The sequence below is a fragment of the Pseudomonas sp. TWP3-1 genome (assembly GCF_049896625.1).
Lineage (GTDB): Bacteria > Pseudomonadota > Gammaproteobacteria > Pseudomonadales > Pseudomonadaceae > Aquipseudomonas.
The window spans coordinates 38,668-51,226 of sequence record NZ_JAFCUQ010000001.1; the positions used below are offsets into that span (position 1 = coordinate 38,668).

The window sequence follows — 12,559 nt, forward strand, 5'->3', positions numbered from 1 at the left end:
CCGCGTTAATGGGAATACGTTTTAATTGCGAATGGTTTTGTATAGCATGCACGGGTATTTGTTGGCGTATTTACCTCCTGTATTGGCCTATTCGTAAAGGTTGTCTCTTTCATGCGTCGAACCCTGCTTTCCTTTTGCATGCTGCAAGCGTTTTCGTCTTCCTCATGGGCTGAACAAACGGACGTGGCCCCCGCAACCCTTGAGTTGGACGCAACCGATATTGTCGGCGCCGCGAATTATGAAAGGGCCGATGGCCCGGTGCAGGGTTATCGCGCGACGCGCTCGGCCAGCGCCACGCGCACCGACACCTCGATCCATGAAACTGCGCAATCGATCAGCGTGGTCCCGAAGGATGTGGTCGAGGATCTGGGTGCCACCCGCTTGCAGGACGCGCTGGATTACGCCGGGGGAGTAGGGCGGGCAAACAACTTCGGTGGGCAGGGCCTGACCACGTTTACCGTTCGCGGTTTCACCACCGGCGAGTTTTACCGCAACGGCTTTCCGATCAACCGCGGTTACCCGAACATGCCAGATGCCAACTCGATCGAGCGACTCGAAGTGCTGCGCGGTCCGGCGACCATGCTCTATGGCCGCGGCGATCCGGGTGGAACGTTCAACGTGGTGTCCAAGCAGCCGCTGCCCGAGCGTACCGTCACGCTGGGCAGCCAGTTGAATGATCAAGGGATGCAGCGCGGCACGCTCGACGCCTCTGGCCCGCTCGACGAAGACGGTCGCCTGGCTTATCGACTGAACGTGATCGGCGAGGGCGGCGACACCTTCCGCGATCATGTTGAAACCGAACGTTACGGCATCACGCCGGTACTCACGTGGCAGGCCACCGACGCGACCAAGCTGATTTTCGAAGGCGATTTCATGCGCAACAACGCGCCGCTGGATCGTGGCGTGACGCGCTATCCGCGACAGATCGGCACGGCCTCGCGCGACACGTTTTTCGGCGAGAAAGATGTCGGCAAACTGCACAATGACAACAACATGGCGCAGCTGCGTTTCGAGCATATGCTCAATGACGACTGGACGCTGGGCGGCGGCTTCCAGTGGCTCGACGGTTCGCTCAAGGGCGACGCAATCGAGGCCAACGGCATCGCTGCTGATGGGCGGACCCTGGGACGCAACTTCAACTATCGCAAGCTGGAGTGGACCGACAAGGACACGCAGCTCAACCTGACCGGCCATTTCACTACCGGCGGTTTGCAGCACACTTTGCTCACCGGCATCGAGTACGAAGATTACGACTACAAGTCGATCATTCAACGTTCCAGCGGTGCGGTCGGTGCCTACCCGATCGACATCTTCAATCCGGTCTACGGCCAGCCGCGCCCGGCATTGACCCGCACGCCAACGCACGACAAGGAAAACCTCAAGACATACGCCGCGTTCGTGCAGGATCAAGTGGCCCTGACCGACAAGCTGAAAGTGCTCGCCGGCGCACGTTTCGAACGCTTCGAACATGACTACGAAACTTACGTGCCGACCGGTAAGAGCTGGCAGGCCAGTGATAATGCAGTCACTCCGCGCATCGGCGTGACCTACGACTTGACCGAGACGCTGGCGGTGTACGCCGACACGGCGCGCTCGTTCAAACCGAACACCGGTGCCAGTCGCGTTGGCGGTGGTTTCGCGCCGGAAAAGGGTAAGTCATACGAGATGGGCATCAAGTGGGAAGCGCTGGATCAGCAGTTAAGCGTTGACGCGGCGATCTACCAGATCGAGAAGCGCAATGTGCTGACCACCGATCCTGTGGACTCGACCTTCAATGTCGCCGCCGGTGAAGTGCGCAGCCGTGGTTTTGACGTCAACGTCGCCGGCAATCTCACCCCCGAATGGCGGGTGATCGGCGGCTATGCCTACGTCGACGCTGAAGTCACCAAAGACAACGTGCTGCGCTCTGGCACGCGGCTGTTGAACATCCCGAAGAACAGCTTCAGCCTGCTCAACATGTATGAATTCCAGGATGGCACGCTCAAAGGCCTCGGTCTCGGCACCGGTCTGAAGTACATCGATGAACGCGCAGGGCAGACGGCCAACACTGCATTCTCGATGGGCAGTTATACGGTCGTGGACTTGCTGGGCTTCTACAAAGTCAACGATAAGGTTCGGCTCAACCTGGACCTCAAAAACGTATTCGACCGCGATTATGAAGAAGGCGCGTTCGGTAACGTTTATGCCTATCCGGGGGCGCCAAGAACGGTTCAGGTCGGGATTTCTTACACGTTGTGACCCTCGAACATGGCCTGCGTTACGCGTCTTGTGGTGATATAACTAATAGCTATACTAAATGGCGATTTAGTGTAGTTAATGCATATGCAGCAGAATTGGAGGGGGAACTCATGAGTCAGCAAGCAAGCGCTGGAGATGTCATCAAAGCGCTGGAATTACAGCCTCACGTTGAAGGCGGCTATTTCCGCAGAACCTTTCAGGCTGATCAGCGCGCCACGCTCGAAACCGCTGGCGGACCACGTTATCTGATGACGTCGATTTACTATCTGCTGACCGAGCAATCGCCGGTTGGTCAGTTTCATTTCAACCAGTCAGACATCCTGCATTTTTTCCACCTGGGCGATCCTGTCGAATACAGCCTGATCTTCGCCGACGGTTCATTGCAGACGTTGATCATGGGCAGTGACATTCTGGCTGGCCAGCAATTACAACTGCACGTGCCTGGCGGAATCTGGAAAGCTTCACGGTTGCTAGACGGACCGGATGGTTTTGGCTTGATCAGCGAAGCGGTGTCACCGGGATTTGATTTTGGGGATATGCAGATGGGTGATCGGCGGAAATTGATTGCGCAGTATCCACAGCATCAGGCGGTGATTGAACAGCTGACACGTGCGGATGGTTGAACAGGAAAAGCTGTGAGGCTGGGACAGAAGTCGTTTCGCAGATTCAAATCTGCTGTGCAACTGGGCTAATCCTGTAATACGTTGTTACGTGTAATGTATATTATGTTAAATAATGTGTCTGCGTGGAACTTTCAATGCTTGTGTTTGAGGTGATGTTTCAACATCGATACGAGCGTTTAACTGATGTCATTCATTTGCGGCGGTAACAACCAATGTCGTTCGGTGGTCCATCCGAGAAAAACCTGAACCCCCTCACTTTTCTGGCGGCTCAGGGTCAACGGGAGTCCAGAAACTGCCAAACGCAAACCCATAATTGCCGGTAAAAATCTCTCCCTGAATGCAATGGGTTGAGCCGCGAAATGAGCTTCGATGCTAGCGATTGTGCAGCGCCTCTCGGCGTCATCCTGCATGGATAAATAAAACACCATCTGGCGCCAGGCATAAGCGGTGTTTTTGAGCATCACCAAGCTTGAGTGATAGAACTTGATTTTCATCTGCTGCCGCATGCATATCCATTGGAAGCACTCCTGAGCAAGCGAACCCAGGCGATGATGTAGTAGCGCTTTCAAACCGAGATCACCAAATAGAAGCGAAAGATTTTGCGTCGTCAAAATCTGTTGTTGCTCGATGATCTTGCCGTTGGTTGCTGAATGCCATCCACTCATGGGTGCATCAGCACGCTGTGCGCACAGGTTCGCCAATGCATCACTGATATTTAAGTTACGCTGGAAATAGTTTCTGCTCTTTGATTTCGGTTTATCGGGGAGGTTCGCCAGTTGGTTCGTGTCAATGTCGTAATAATGGGCGTAAAGGGTGCCATCTATCAACGAGGCAGCTCGCCTGGCTGCTTCCGCGAATTTATTCGAAAAGGTTCCCATGAAAATGTCCGCCGCGACCTCCTCCACAAAAGGAAGATCCAGATTCGCCGTGACAGCAAGCGAACTAAACTCCTGAAGTAGCTTGTTCGGAAGGATTGCCTGAGGGAACGCAGCGAGGGTTGTTGCCGAGGATTCGATCAAGGCATGTCGGGCTCCCTCAACGGCGACAGTGTGTGCCTCTCGTTCACATTCAACGGCCGCCACCCAAGGTAGCTGAGTGATTTTGACTTGGCTCTGTAGGTTGAGCAGCAGCAATGAACGGCGTCGCCGAAAAGAACGATACGTTGCGATGGACAACGTGCGCAGTGTCGTATCGCGAAATCCAGCATTGCAGATTTCGGCCGTTATGGCTGGCAGTACTCGCGCCACGGTATCCCCAGATGTGATCAATCCCTTGTCAATCAACTGAGTGATGGTTCCCTTTCGACAGCGCTCGAGGCGTCGGCGAACTGCTGATGGAATGGCGACACCTGTTTTCAGCGAATATGCCTTCGCCTCCTCACTGGTAATCGGCTCCAACAGGGACGAAAAATCAGAGATACCTTCCGAGCTCGTATAGCTGGTCAGACGCTCAGAAACCGCCTTGGCGATCAGGTGATGCTCGGGCCCGACCACCTGATGGCGCTGCATGGCTCGGCTCTGTAGATGATTTTCGGATTCGGGATGACCATGTTTGCACACGAAATCATTGACGATACGCCGAATACGTCCGACTTGACGCCCTGTCAGCGAGGCTGGGTCACGGGAGCAGAGCCTTAGCAACGCGTATAACTCCCCTACCCGGCCCCTGAAAGTTTCAACGTTGAGGATGTCATTGCTACCGGTGGCATCGAACTGACTACTTAGCGCATTCGCCCGCTCAAGCCAGCCTTCAGGATACTGCCGACAAGGCCAATCATCCTGGTACGTTGAGAGGAAGAGCGAAATAGCTGCATCGTAGAAAGGCAACCGAGTCACGACCACATGTTTTTGCACCGCCAGACGCTGCTGCGCAGGGAGTTTTGAAAGCAGCTCTTTGGTCTCGCCGACATCGAAGATCTGCACTTCCACCGCCGCGAGCGGTATCCCGTCAGAAGCCATTGGAAAGAAACGCAGTTGCTCAAAAAAAGGGGCGATCGATTCAATCAGTCTGCGTGCTTCCTCCGCGCGCTGCTGTCCCAACAGCCAAGCCACGTACAGTAGCGCTGCCTCTTCTGGTACATCAATCCGATAGTCGCTGTTCACCAGTTGCTTTTGCAGTGCTTCGATCCCCTCATCCGTAAGGTGCCAGGTGTTGAGATCAAGTCGTTCAAAACCAGGGCGGATGCCTGGGATTGAGGCGGCCAGCCGCCGCTCGTACTCGGTCAGTGCACCACCGGCCAGATACTGTCCAGTGGCAAAGCCACCCGTGACTACCTCCAGTGTGACCCATTCAGGCACATCCACGAGTGGTATACGCGAGCCATACAGCGCGGTGCCCTGCACCATGTGTTCGACCACCTGCTGCCAGCGCTCGATCCGTTCGCGCGCTTTCTCACTGTCTGGATCCGATGCGGTCAATGCTCGCGATAACTGAAAGACCGCATAACCAGTGTTTATGCCGGCCATTGCATTCGATTCCCTATCGTGCCTGGACATATGTCCTTCTGACCCTGTGATGTAGTGGGTCCGGGGGCTGGATTCGAACCAGCGCCCACCCGGTTAAGAGCCGAGTGTTCTACCGCTGAACTACCCCGGAACAGAGCGGACATTGTCTACTCGCAACGAACGAATGTGAAGATTGAAGACGTTGCCGCTCGTGACGCATATAGGGATTACTCCCGTTCTAAAATATTGGCGTAACTTCCTTCCCGTCCCCCTCCCCCCACCGCGATGCCAGAGGCAACTGCGCAGATAACCAATGTCTGCACCGCTGCGAGCTGAACAGTCGGTCATGAACAAGTTTTGGAAAGCATGCGACTCGATGCGCAGCGCTGATCGCGTTCGCTATTGCGCCGACACGGCTTTGAGGCCCGCGAGAGCGTAAGTCATCATGTGCTCGATCAGCCCGGCGGGTTCCATTTCCAGTCCCGGCAGCACGTTCTCGCTCAACGCTTCGTGGGCCAATAGCAGGAAAAGACAAGGCGCAAATACGCCCAGCGCACAATGCAGCGTGGTCGGGTGATCGTCCGGCAAGCCCAGGATCTGCCCAAGAATGCCGCGAAACACCTTCGCTTTCGGATAGGCCTGCTGCTCCAGCACCGAGGGCAGCAGACTCGAAGGCGACAGCAATTCCCGGCTCAACACCTTGAGCGCCCAGGCATCTCGATGATTGCGCACGCGCTCGATCAGGACGGTGATGATCAAACGCAATTTGTCCTCAGCAGAGGCAGGACTCTGGCTCAAGCTGAACAATATATCGATGCTGAGCAGACGGTCATGGGCTTCGAGCAGCACGGCACGGTACAGGCCCTCCTTGTTCTCGAAGTGATAATTGACCGACGCCACGTTCGAGTTGGAGTTCTCGCAGACCTGTTTGCTGGTGGTGTTGGCATACCCCAGATCGGCAAACAACTGCCCTGCTGTCTCCAGAATGTGCTGGCGGGTTACCCGGCCATCTTGTCGCTGAGCACGTAGAGAGGCTGCCTGATTTGGACCGGACACGAGCATGAACTCCTATTAACTCAAATTCAAATTTGACTTTTATTTTTATGAAGCTTAGCTTCAAATCACCTACATACCTCGATAGGTACGGATATTGGCGACGAATGTTGTCAGGTCCAAGGCCATTTAGCCAAAGGAAAACACCGCAATGGATGCGCGCGTAATGACCCCGTTCACCTACTTCTCTCTGCCGATGCAGAAGCAATTCCTGCGCAATCGCGAGGCGATCAAGGACAAGCCCTACGCCAAGTATTTCTCTGCGCAGATGAATGTCCCCCTTTCCGCCGTGTGCAAGATCCAGCAAGGACCACTGCCGCTGGAACAGACCATGACGCCGAGCATCGAGGACATCAATCGGTTGCTGGAGGCAGACTTCGTCAGCGAGGAATCGGGATACGCCCTGCTGCCCGGGCCAATGGCTTATGTCCAGAGCCGCAAGTTTTTCCCGGGCTCGACCGCAGCGATGCTGAAATGGTGGTTCATGTGGCACCCGCTGGAAGCCGAACGCTATACCCTGTGGTTTCCTTATGCCCATGTCAGCAATCCCTGCGTCAATCACGAACGCCTCAAGCAGACGTCGCTGAGTTTCGAACAGCGCTTGTACGGCAACACCTTCTGCGCCTCGGAATATGTCGGCGATCGCCTGATGCACCTGCATATCCACTTCCAGGACCCGGAAAAACTGGGCTTGCATGCCGATCTGTATCGCGAGGCGAAAATCGACGGTAGTGTCAGCGCGTTGATGAGCCTGGCGGAACAACCCGAGGTGCCGGTGTCGCTGATGGTGCACCTGTTCAAAGAAACTCCGGAAGGCCTCTATCTCACCAGCCGCTACTGGGTCGGCAGTCATCCGTCGATGTCGCGTTTTCCTGGTGCCGAAAAGGCTGCCGCACTGATGGAGGCCAACGGTTTCGGCGAAGCGGAACTGGAAACCCTCGCCTACGAATTCGCCGTTCATGACCTGTGCGAATTCAACCATCTGGCCAGTTTCCTGCCACAGCTGTATCGAGAGTTCGGCACTGACTGAACCCGCAAAAAAATGTTCCCCCCAAGCGCAAGGCTAAGGGGAACATCTCGAAAACCAGAATCATCCCTTCGAACTGATACCGTTTAGTAAAAGAGTCGTAAATTCCTCGATATCTTGCTCCATCTCCAACTGCTCGGTCAGCAACCGGTACCAGCAAAATCCAAAGATCATATCCAGCAAAAGTTCGCGATTGGTGTCCTTCGGTAACTCACCACTGCTGATGGCATTTTCCACCAACTTCTTCGGCATTTCCCTTCTGCGCTCCATGAATTGGTGCTTCAACTGAACCAATGTCACAGGGTCCAACTGAGCCTCCGCGATGACGCAGCGAAATGCTTCGCCGCAAATCGTTTCACGCCAGACTTTCCAGAGATTGTGCAGCAAAAAGTCGAGATCCGCTTTTAATGAGCCGAGATCAGGAAGCTTTCTGACCTGCTCGCTTTCATTCTCGTAGACTTCTGCGATCAATGCAGCCTTGTTGCTCCACCATCGATAAATCGTCGGTTTACTCGCTCCCGCCCGTCGGGCAACCGACTCAATACTGAGTCCCGAATAACCGCATTCCTTGAGGATCTCAATTGTCGAACTGATGATCGCCTTGTGCGTGTGGGGATTCCGTAGGGATCCGATGGAGCTGCGAGAGGGTGTACGAGCCACAGTAAATTCTCCAGGCAGGGTGCTTGACAAATACAATGCAAGGTATAGGATTTCCGAAAATCGCAACGAAACGGTCCGTTTCGTTTCGAGTGACGTAAACGCGCTGAGCATTGACTCCAATCAATTTGCTTCAGGCTTTTTTGGTTAATTTAGGGGTTTCCGACTGCTCAACCAGGATGTCTGAGCAAGGAAGCGTCCTCTACCACCATCAAGCCTGCAGTTTTAATTCTGAAACGATACGTTCCGTATCATAGCAGTGAGAGAGGCAAAGTGGCAGTATCAGCACCCTTTTTTGGGTAACCGTCCGGAAACTCCAAACCGCTGATTTTGCTGGCTAAACGACAAAACTCCGATATGCGAGGCTTTAAAGATAGTTTTCCGTATGTTTCAGGATATACGGCGACGCAACACCCTTGTTTTCTGACAGCGAATGGAATCAAAAGGAAAATGAACGTGAAAAAAGCAGGAATAGTGAGCTACGGCACTGGCGTTCCCGTTTGTCGCTTGAAAGTCGAAGAAGTGATTAACGTCTGGAAGAACACCGATCTCCATCTCGTGCAAAACCAGTTGGGGGTGGCCGAAAGAGCAGTTCTTCAACCTGATGAAGATGTGATCACTCTCGGTGTATTGGCCGCCCAACGTGCACTGGATATGGCCCCCGGCAGTAGCGTCGAGGCTTTGTATCTGGGCACTTGCACCAACCCCTATGACTCCCGCGCCTCGGCCTCTGTCATCCTCGAAATGCTCGGTTGCGGCTATGACGCCTATTGCGCCGACGTCCAGTTCGCGGGCAAATCCGGCACTTCTGCGCTGCAGATTTGCCAGGCTCTGGTTGCTTCCGGCATGACCGGCAGCGCCCTTGCAATCGGCGCCGACACTATCAATCGCAACACTGCCCCAGGTGATCTGACCGAATCCTATGCGGGCGCCGGTGCGGCAGCTTTATTGGTGGGCACGGAGAATGTCATCGCAGAATTCGATGGCAATTTCTCTTGTGCAGCCGATGTAGCCGACAACATTCGCCCGCAAGGCGATCGTTATATTCGCTCCGGGATGGGACTTGGCTCGGACAAAAACAGCATCGGTCTGGAAGACCAGACTCGCCGGGCGGCGGAAGGCATTATGGCCAAATTGCGCACCTGCCCGCAGGACTACGACTATGTCGTGTTCCAGCAGAATCTGGTGTCCACGCCCTACTCCCTCGCCAAGCATCTGGGTTTCAATCCGAAACAGGTCGAGCCCGGCATCTACGCGAGCAGCGTTGGTGACACCGGTGCTGCCAGCCCCCTACTCGGTTTGATCAGCGTGCTCGACCAGGCGCGTCCCGGTCAAAAAATCCTGCTGGTGTCTTACGGTTTCGGTGCCGGCAGCGACGCAATCGCCTTGACGGTTACCCCTGCCATCGAGGCCTACCAAAAGCGCAACAAGCCACTGCGCGAATCGCTTGAAAACAAGCTGTACGTGGATTACGGCACTTCCATCAAATACGAGTTCAAGTATTTGCGACCTGACTACGCCCTCACCGCCTACCTCTGATTTCGCCTGTCTACGCAAGGAGCATGTACATGTGCGCACGTCGTGTTGCAATCGTTTCGGCCGCCTATACGCCGAAACCGGGAAGTTCCAGGGTCCGGCAGACGTTCAAGGAAATGATCGTCGAGTCGGCTTATAAAGCTATTAAAGACGCCAGGATGCATCCTCGGGAAATCCAGGGTGTGGCCTACGGTTATCACGGCGAGGGCATTTCGGAATATGGCGGTCTCGGCCCGACCATCTCCGACACTTTGGGCATCAGCCCGGCGCCGACCTTCATGAGCACCGCCAACTGCACCAGCAGTTCCGTGTCGTTCCAGATGGGCCATCAAATGATTGCCTCCGGGGAATACGACATTGTTCTGGTCGGCGGCTTCGAGAAGATGACCGACCACTTCAACTATGCCGAATACATCGGTTCCAGTACCGAATGTGAGTACGACTACTTCCTGGGTATTTCCCACACCGACGCTTTTGCCTTAGCGACGGCGGAATATTTTGAAAAGTTCGGTTATGCCGGGCGTGAAGCTGATGTGTTGGCGACCTTTGGCCGGCAGATGCGTATTTATGCGCACAACACCCCGAATGCCACACGCTTCGGCCATGCGATTCCATCTATCGATGCCCTGAAAAACAGCGAAGCCTTTGGCTCGATGCTGGCTTGGGGTGAAGCGAGCGGTTGCGCGATTCTGGTCGCCGAACACCTGGCTCACAAATACACCGACAAACCAGTATTCGTTCGCGGATGCGCCTATACCGGCGTTTCCCATTACTTCGGCACGCGTTTTCACAACCCGACCCTGCATCACCCGGGCCTGCCAAAAAATGTCGGCATGGCCGTCTCGGCCAACTCCATCGCTTGCGCTGAAATCGCCTATAAAAAGGCCGGCATCACCGCGAAGGATATCGATGTCGCGCAGGTCTACGACTTGCTCGGCGCGGGTCTGATCCAGATGGAATCGATGGGTGTCTGCAAACAGGGTCAGGCCGGTGATTTTGTCCTGGAGGGCGGCATCGGCATTGACGGTCCGCTGCCATTGAACACCGACGGCGGCAACATTGGCCGCGGTCATGCGTCCGGTTGTGACGGCATTCTGCACATCACCGAACTGTTCCGTCAGTTGCGTGGTGAATCCGACAACCAGGTCAAGGGCGCGCGCATCGGCGTGTCGCAAAACCTGGGAGGTTATGCCGCCCACAACTCAGTGATCGTTCTTTCCAACGACTAAGGAGCCGGACCATGTCTATGTACCCCGAACAGATTCATCGGATGACCACTGCCAGCATGCTTCGCGAATGGCGCGAACACGGCGGCAAATATCGTCTGGAAGGCAGTCAATGCGAAGACTGCAAGGAAATCTTTTTCCCACGTCGTACTGTTTGCGGCGCCTGCAACTCGCTCAACGTAAAACCGTATCGCTGCGCCCGCAGCGGCAAGATCGAAGTCATGGCTCATGCCGAGAATCCGATCCTTGCAGCCATGGGCTACGGCGAAACAGTGCCTCGCTGCATGGCGATGGTTCGTCTGGACGATGGCTTGGTGATCGCGTCGGAAATCGTTGACATCACTCATCCGGAAAAACTGAAAACCGGCGCGCCGGTACGCATGGTCGTACGCAAACATGTGCGCGAAAGCAATCTGGCCTGGCAATACGCCTACAAGTTTGTATTGGACGTATAAATAAAACGGCCGAGCGTTAGTTTCTGACGCTCGACCGCTTGAATATTAAAACAAGAATTGCGTTGCTTATAAAAATAACTTATTAGCCAAAAGCATTTAACCCCCTGTTCCTCCGGGGATGGCAAACTGCCGTTACTTTAAACCGGGAATTACTCCCAAACTAATTATTGGCTATATATGGCCGAGGATTCATCATGTCGACTCTTTGTCTCCCGCACGTAATGTTCCCGAAGAACAAGATCACTCAGCAACAGATGATTGAACATCTGGAGAGCTTGCACGGCGACCATCCGCGCATGGCCCTGGCCAAACGTATGATCCAGAATACCGAAGTCAACGAACGGCATTTGATCCTGCCGATCGAAGAGCTGGCGGTGCACACCGGCTTCACTCACCGCAGCATTGTCTATGAGCGTGAAGCCCGCCAGATGTCTTCCGTGGCTGCCCGCCAAGCCATTGAAAACGCTGGCTTGACGACCAATGACATCCGTATGGTAGTGGTCACCTCGTGCACCGGCTTCATGATGCCGTCACTCACCGCACACCTGATCAACGATCTGGACTTGCCAACTTCTACGGTGCAGTTGCCGATCGCCCAGCTCGGTTGCGTCGCCGGTGCTGCTGCAATTAACCGGGCGAATGACTTCGCCAAACTGGATTCGCGTAATCATGTGTTGATTGTCTCGCTGGAGTTCTCGTCGCTGTGTTATCAGCCTGACGATACCAAGTTGCACGCGTTCATTTCCGCTGCACTTTTTGGCGATGCTGTTTCTGCCTGCGTATTGCGCGCTGATGATCAAGCGTCAGGCTTCAAGATCCGTTCTACCAACTCTTTCTTCCTACCGAAGAGCGAGCACTACATCAAATACGATGTAAAGGACACCGGCTTCCACTTTACGCTGGACAAAGCTGTCATGAACTCCATTAAAGATGTCGCGCCGATTATGGAGAAACTCAACTACGACACTCTTGAACAGAACTGTGCGCAGAACGACTTCTTCATCTTCCACACTGGCGGCCGCAAGATTCTTGACGAATTGGTCCTGCAGCTGGACCTTGCCTCGAACCGTGTTTCGCAGTCGCGTAACAGCCTCGCCGAAGCCGGCAACATTGCCAGCGTTGTGGTTTTCGACGTGCTCAAGCGACAGTTCGAGTCGGGTCTTAACTCCGGCGATGTCGGCATGCTGGCAGCTTTCGGCCCAGGCTTCACCGCCGAAATGGCCGTGGGTGAATGGGTAGCCTGATTCCCGTGTTTTGCCGGGGCCACGTTTGAGTCTGCAAGAAACCTTGGCGGTCTGTA

10 protein-coding genes and 1 tRNA gene are annotated in these 12,559 nt (G+C 54.7%); 7 read left to right on the forward strand and 4 right to left on the reverse strand.

The genetic code is table 11. The features are described from left to right. The first annotated feature begins 111 nt into the window (after positions 1-111). Together ACP7BN_RS00175 and ACP7BN_RS00180 are read left to right on the forward strand one after the other, a co-directional pair. A complete protein-coding gene (locus ACP7BN_RS00175) occupies positions 112-2,238 on the forward strand; it encodes a TonB-dependent siderophore receptor (protein ID WP_426200705.1) in 2,127 nt (708 codons plus the stop codon). Positions 2,239-2,348: 110 nt separating this feature from the next. Further along, a complete protein-coding gene (locus ACP7BN_RS00180) occupies positions 2,349-2,861 on the forward strand; it encodes a cupin domain-containing protein (protein WP_426201549.1) in 513 nt (170 codons plus the stop codon). 176 nt (positions 2,862-3,037) lie between these two features. Here ACP7BN_RS00180 and ACP7BN_RS00185 read toward each other — a convergent pair whose 3' ends face one another. The 3 genes from ACP7BN_RS00185 to ACP7BN_RS00195 all read right to left on the reverse strand — a co-directional run bounded on the left by ACP7BN_RS00185 (position 3,038) and on the right by ACP7BN_RS00195 (position 6,367). After that, positions 3,038-5,326, reverse strand: a complete 2,289-nt coding sequence (locus ACP7BN_RS00185; RefSeq protein ID WP_426200707.1) for a hypothetical protein — start codon at positions 5,324-5,326, stop codon at positions 3,038-3,040. A gap of 55 nt (positions 5,327-5,381) precedes the next feature. Continuing rightward, a tRNA-Lys gene (locus ACP7BN_RS00190) sits at positions 5,382-5,456 on the reverse strand. Between the two features lie 248 nt (positions 5,457-5,704). Then, complete coding sequence (locus ACP7BN_RS00195) at positions 5,705-6,367, reverse strand: TetR/AcrR family transcriptional regulator (protein ID WP_426200709.1); 663 nt, start codon at positions 6,365-6,367, stop codon at positions 5,705-5,707. 142 nt (positions 6,368-6,509) lie between these two features. Here ACP7BN_RS00195 and phlG point away from each other — a divergent pair, with 142 nt between their 5' ends. Continuing rightward, complete coding sequence (phlG, locus tag ACP7BN_RS00200; RefSeq protein ID WP_426200711.1) at positions 6,510-7,388, forward strand: 2,4-diacetylphloroglucinol hydrolase; 879 nt, start codon at positions 6,510-6,512, stop codon at positions 7,386-7,388. 60 nt (positions 7,389-7,448) lie between these two features. Here the strand turns inward: phlG and ACP7BN_RS00205 are convergent, their stop codons facing one another. Next, on the reverse strand, positions 7,449-8,045 hold the full coding sequence (locus ACP7BN_RS00205) for a TetR/AcrR family transcriptional regulator (RefSeq protein ID WP_420650701.1): 597 nt from the start codon (positions 8,043-8,045) through the stop codon (positions 7,449-7,451). 447 nt (positions 8,046-8,492) lie between these two features. Between ACP7BN_RS00205 and ACP7BN_RS00210 the strand changes: the two genes are divergently transcribed. The 4 genes from ACP7BN_RS00210 (at position 8,493) to ACP7BN_RS00225 (ending at position 12,503) form a co-directional block, all read left to right on the forward strand. Continuing rightward, positions 8,493-9,581, forward strand: a complete 1,089-nt coding sequence (locus ACP7BN_RS00210; protein WP_426200714.1) for a hydroxymethylglutaryl-CoA synthase — start codon at positions 8,493-8,495, stop codon at positions 9,579-9,581. A gap of 29 nt (positions 9,582-9,610) precedes the next feature. Then, positions 9,611-10,807, forward strand: coding sequence for a thiolase family protein (locus tag ACP7BN_RS00215; protein ID WP_426200716.1), 1,197 nt, complete (start codon positions 9,611-9,613; stop codon positions 10,805-10,807). A gap of 11 nt (positions 10,808-10,818) precedes the next feature. Beyond that, a complete protein-coding gene (locus ACP7BN_RS00220) occupies positions 10,819-11,259 on the forward strand; it encodes a Zn-ribbon domain-containing OB-fold protein (protein ID WP_426200718.1) in 441 nt (146 codons plus the stop codon). 194 nt (positions 11,260-11,453) lie between these two features. After that, positions 11,454-12,503: a type III polyketide synthase gene (locus tag ACP7BN_RS00225; RefSeq protein WP_420650704.1), complete on the forward strand. Its 1,050-nt coding sequence runs from the start codon at positions 11,454-11,456 to the stop codon at positions 12,501-12,503. The last annotated feature ends 56 nt before the right edge of the window (positions 12,504-12,559 follow it).

Bases quoted from the DNA above. Each gene is read 5' to 3' on its own strand.
- ACP7BN_RS00175 (WP_426200705.1), top strand. From the start codon at position 112: ATGCGTCGAACCCTGCTTTCCTTTTGCATGCTGCAAGCGTTTTCGTCT.
- ACP7BN_RS00180 (WP_426201549.1), top strand. From the start codon at position 2,349: ATGAGTCAGCAAGCAAGCGCTGGAGATGTCATCAAAGCGCTGGAATTA.
- ACP7BN_RS00185 (WP_426200707.1), bottom strand. From the start codon at position 5,326: ATGGCCGGCATAAACACTGGTTATGCGGTCTTTCAGTTATCGCGAGCA.
- ACP7BN_RS00195 (WP_426200709.1), bottom strand. From the start codon at position 6,367: ATGCTCGTGTCCGGTCCAAATCAGGCAGCCTCTCTACGTGCTCAGCGA.
- phlG (WP_426200711.1), top strand. From the start codon at position 6,510: ATGGATGCGCGCGTAATGACCCCGTTCACCTACTTCTCTCTGCCGATG.
- ACP7BN_RS00210 (WP_426200714.1), top strand. From the start codon at position 8,493: ATGAACGTGAAAAAAGCAGGAATAGTGAGCTACGGCACTGGCGTTCCC.
- ACP7BN_RS00215 (WP_426200716.1), top strand. From the start codon at position 9,611: ATGTGCGCACGTCGTGTTGCAATCGTTTCGGCCGCCTATACGCCGAAA.
- ACP7BN_RS00220 (WP_426200718.1), top strand. From the start codon at position 10,819: ATGTCTATGTACCCCGAACAGATTCATCGGATGACCACTGCCAGCATG.
- ACP7BN_RS00225 (WP_420650704.1), top strand. From the start codon at position 11,454: ATGTCGACTCTTTGTCTCCCGCACGTAATGTTCCCGAAGAACAAGATC.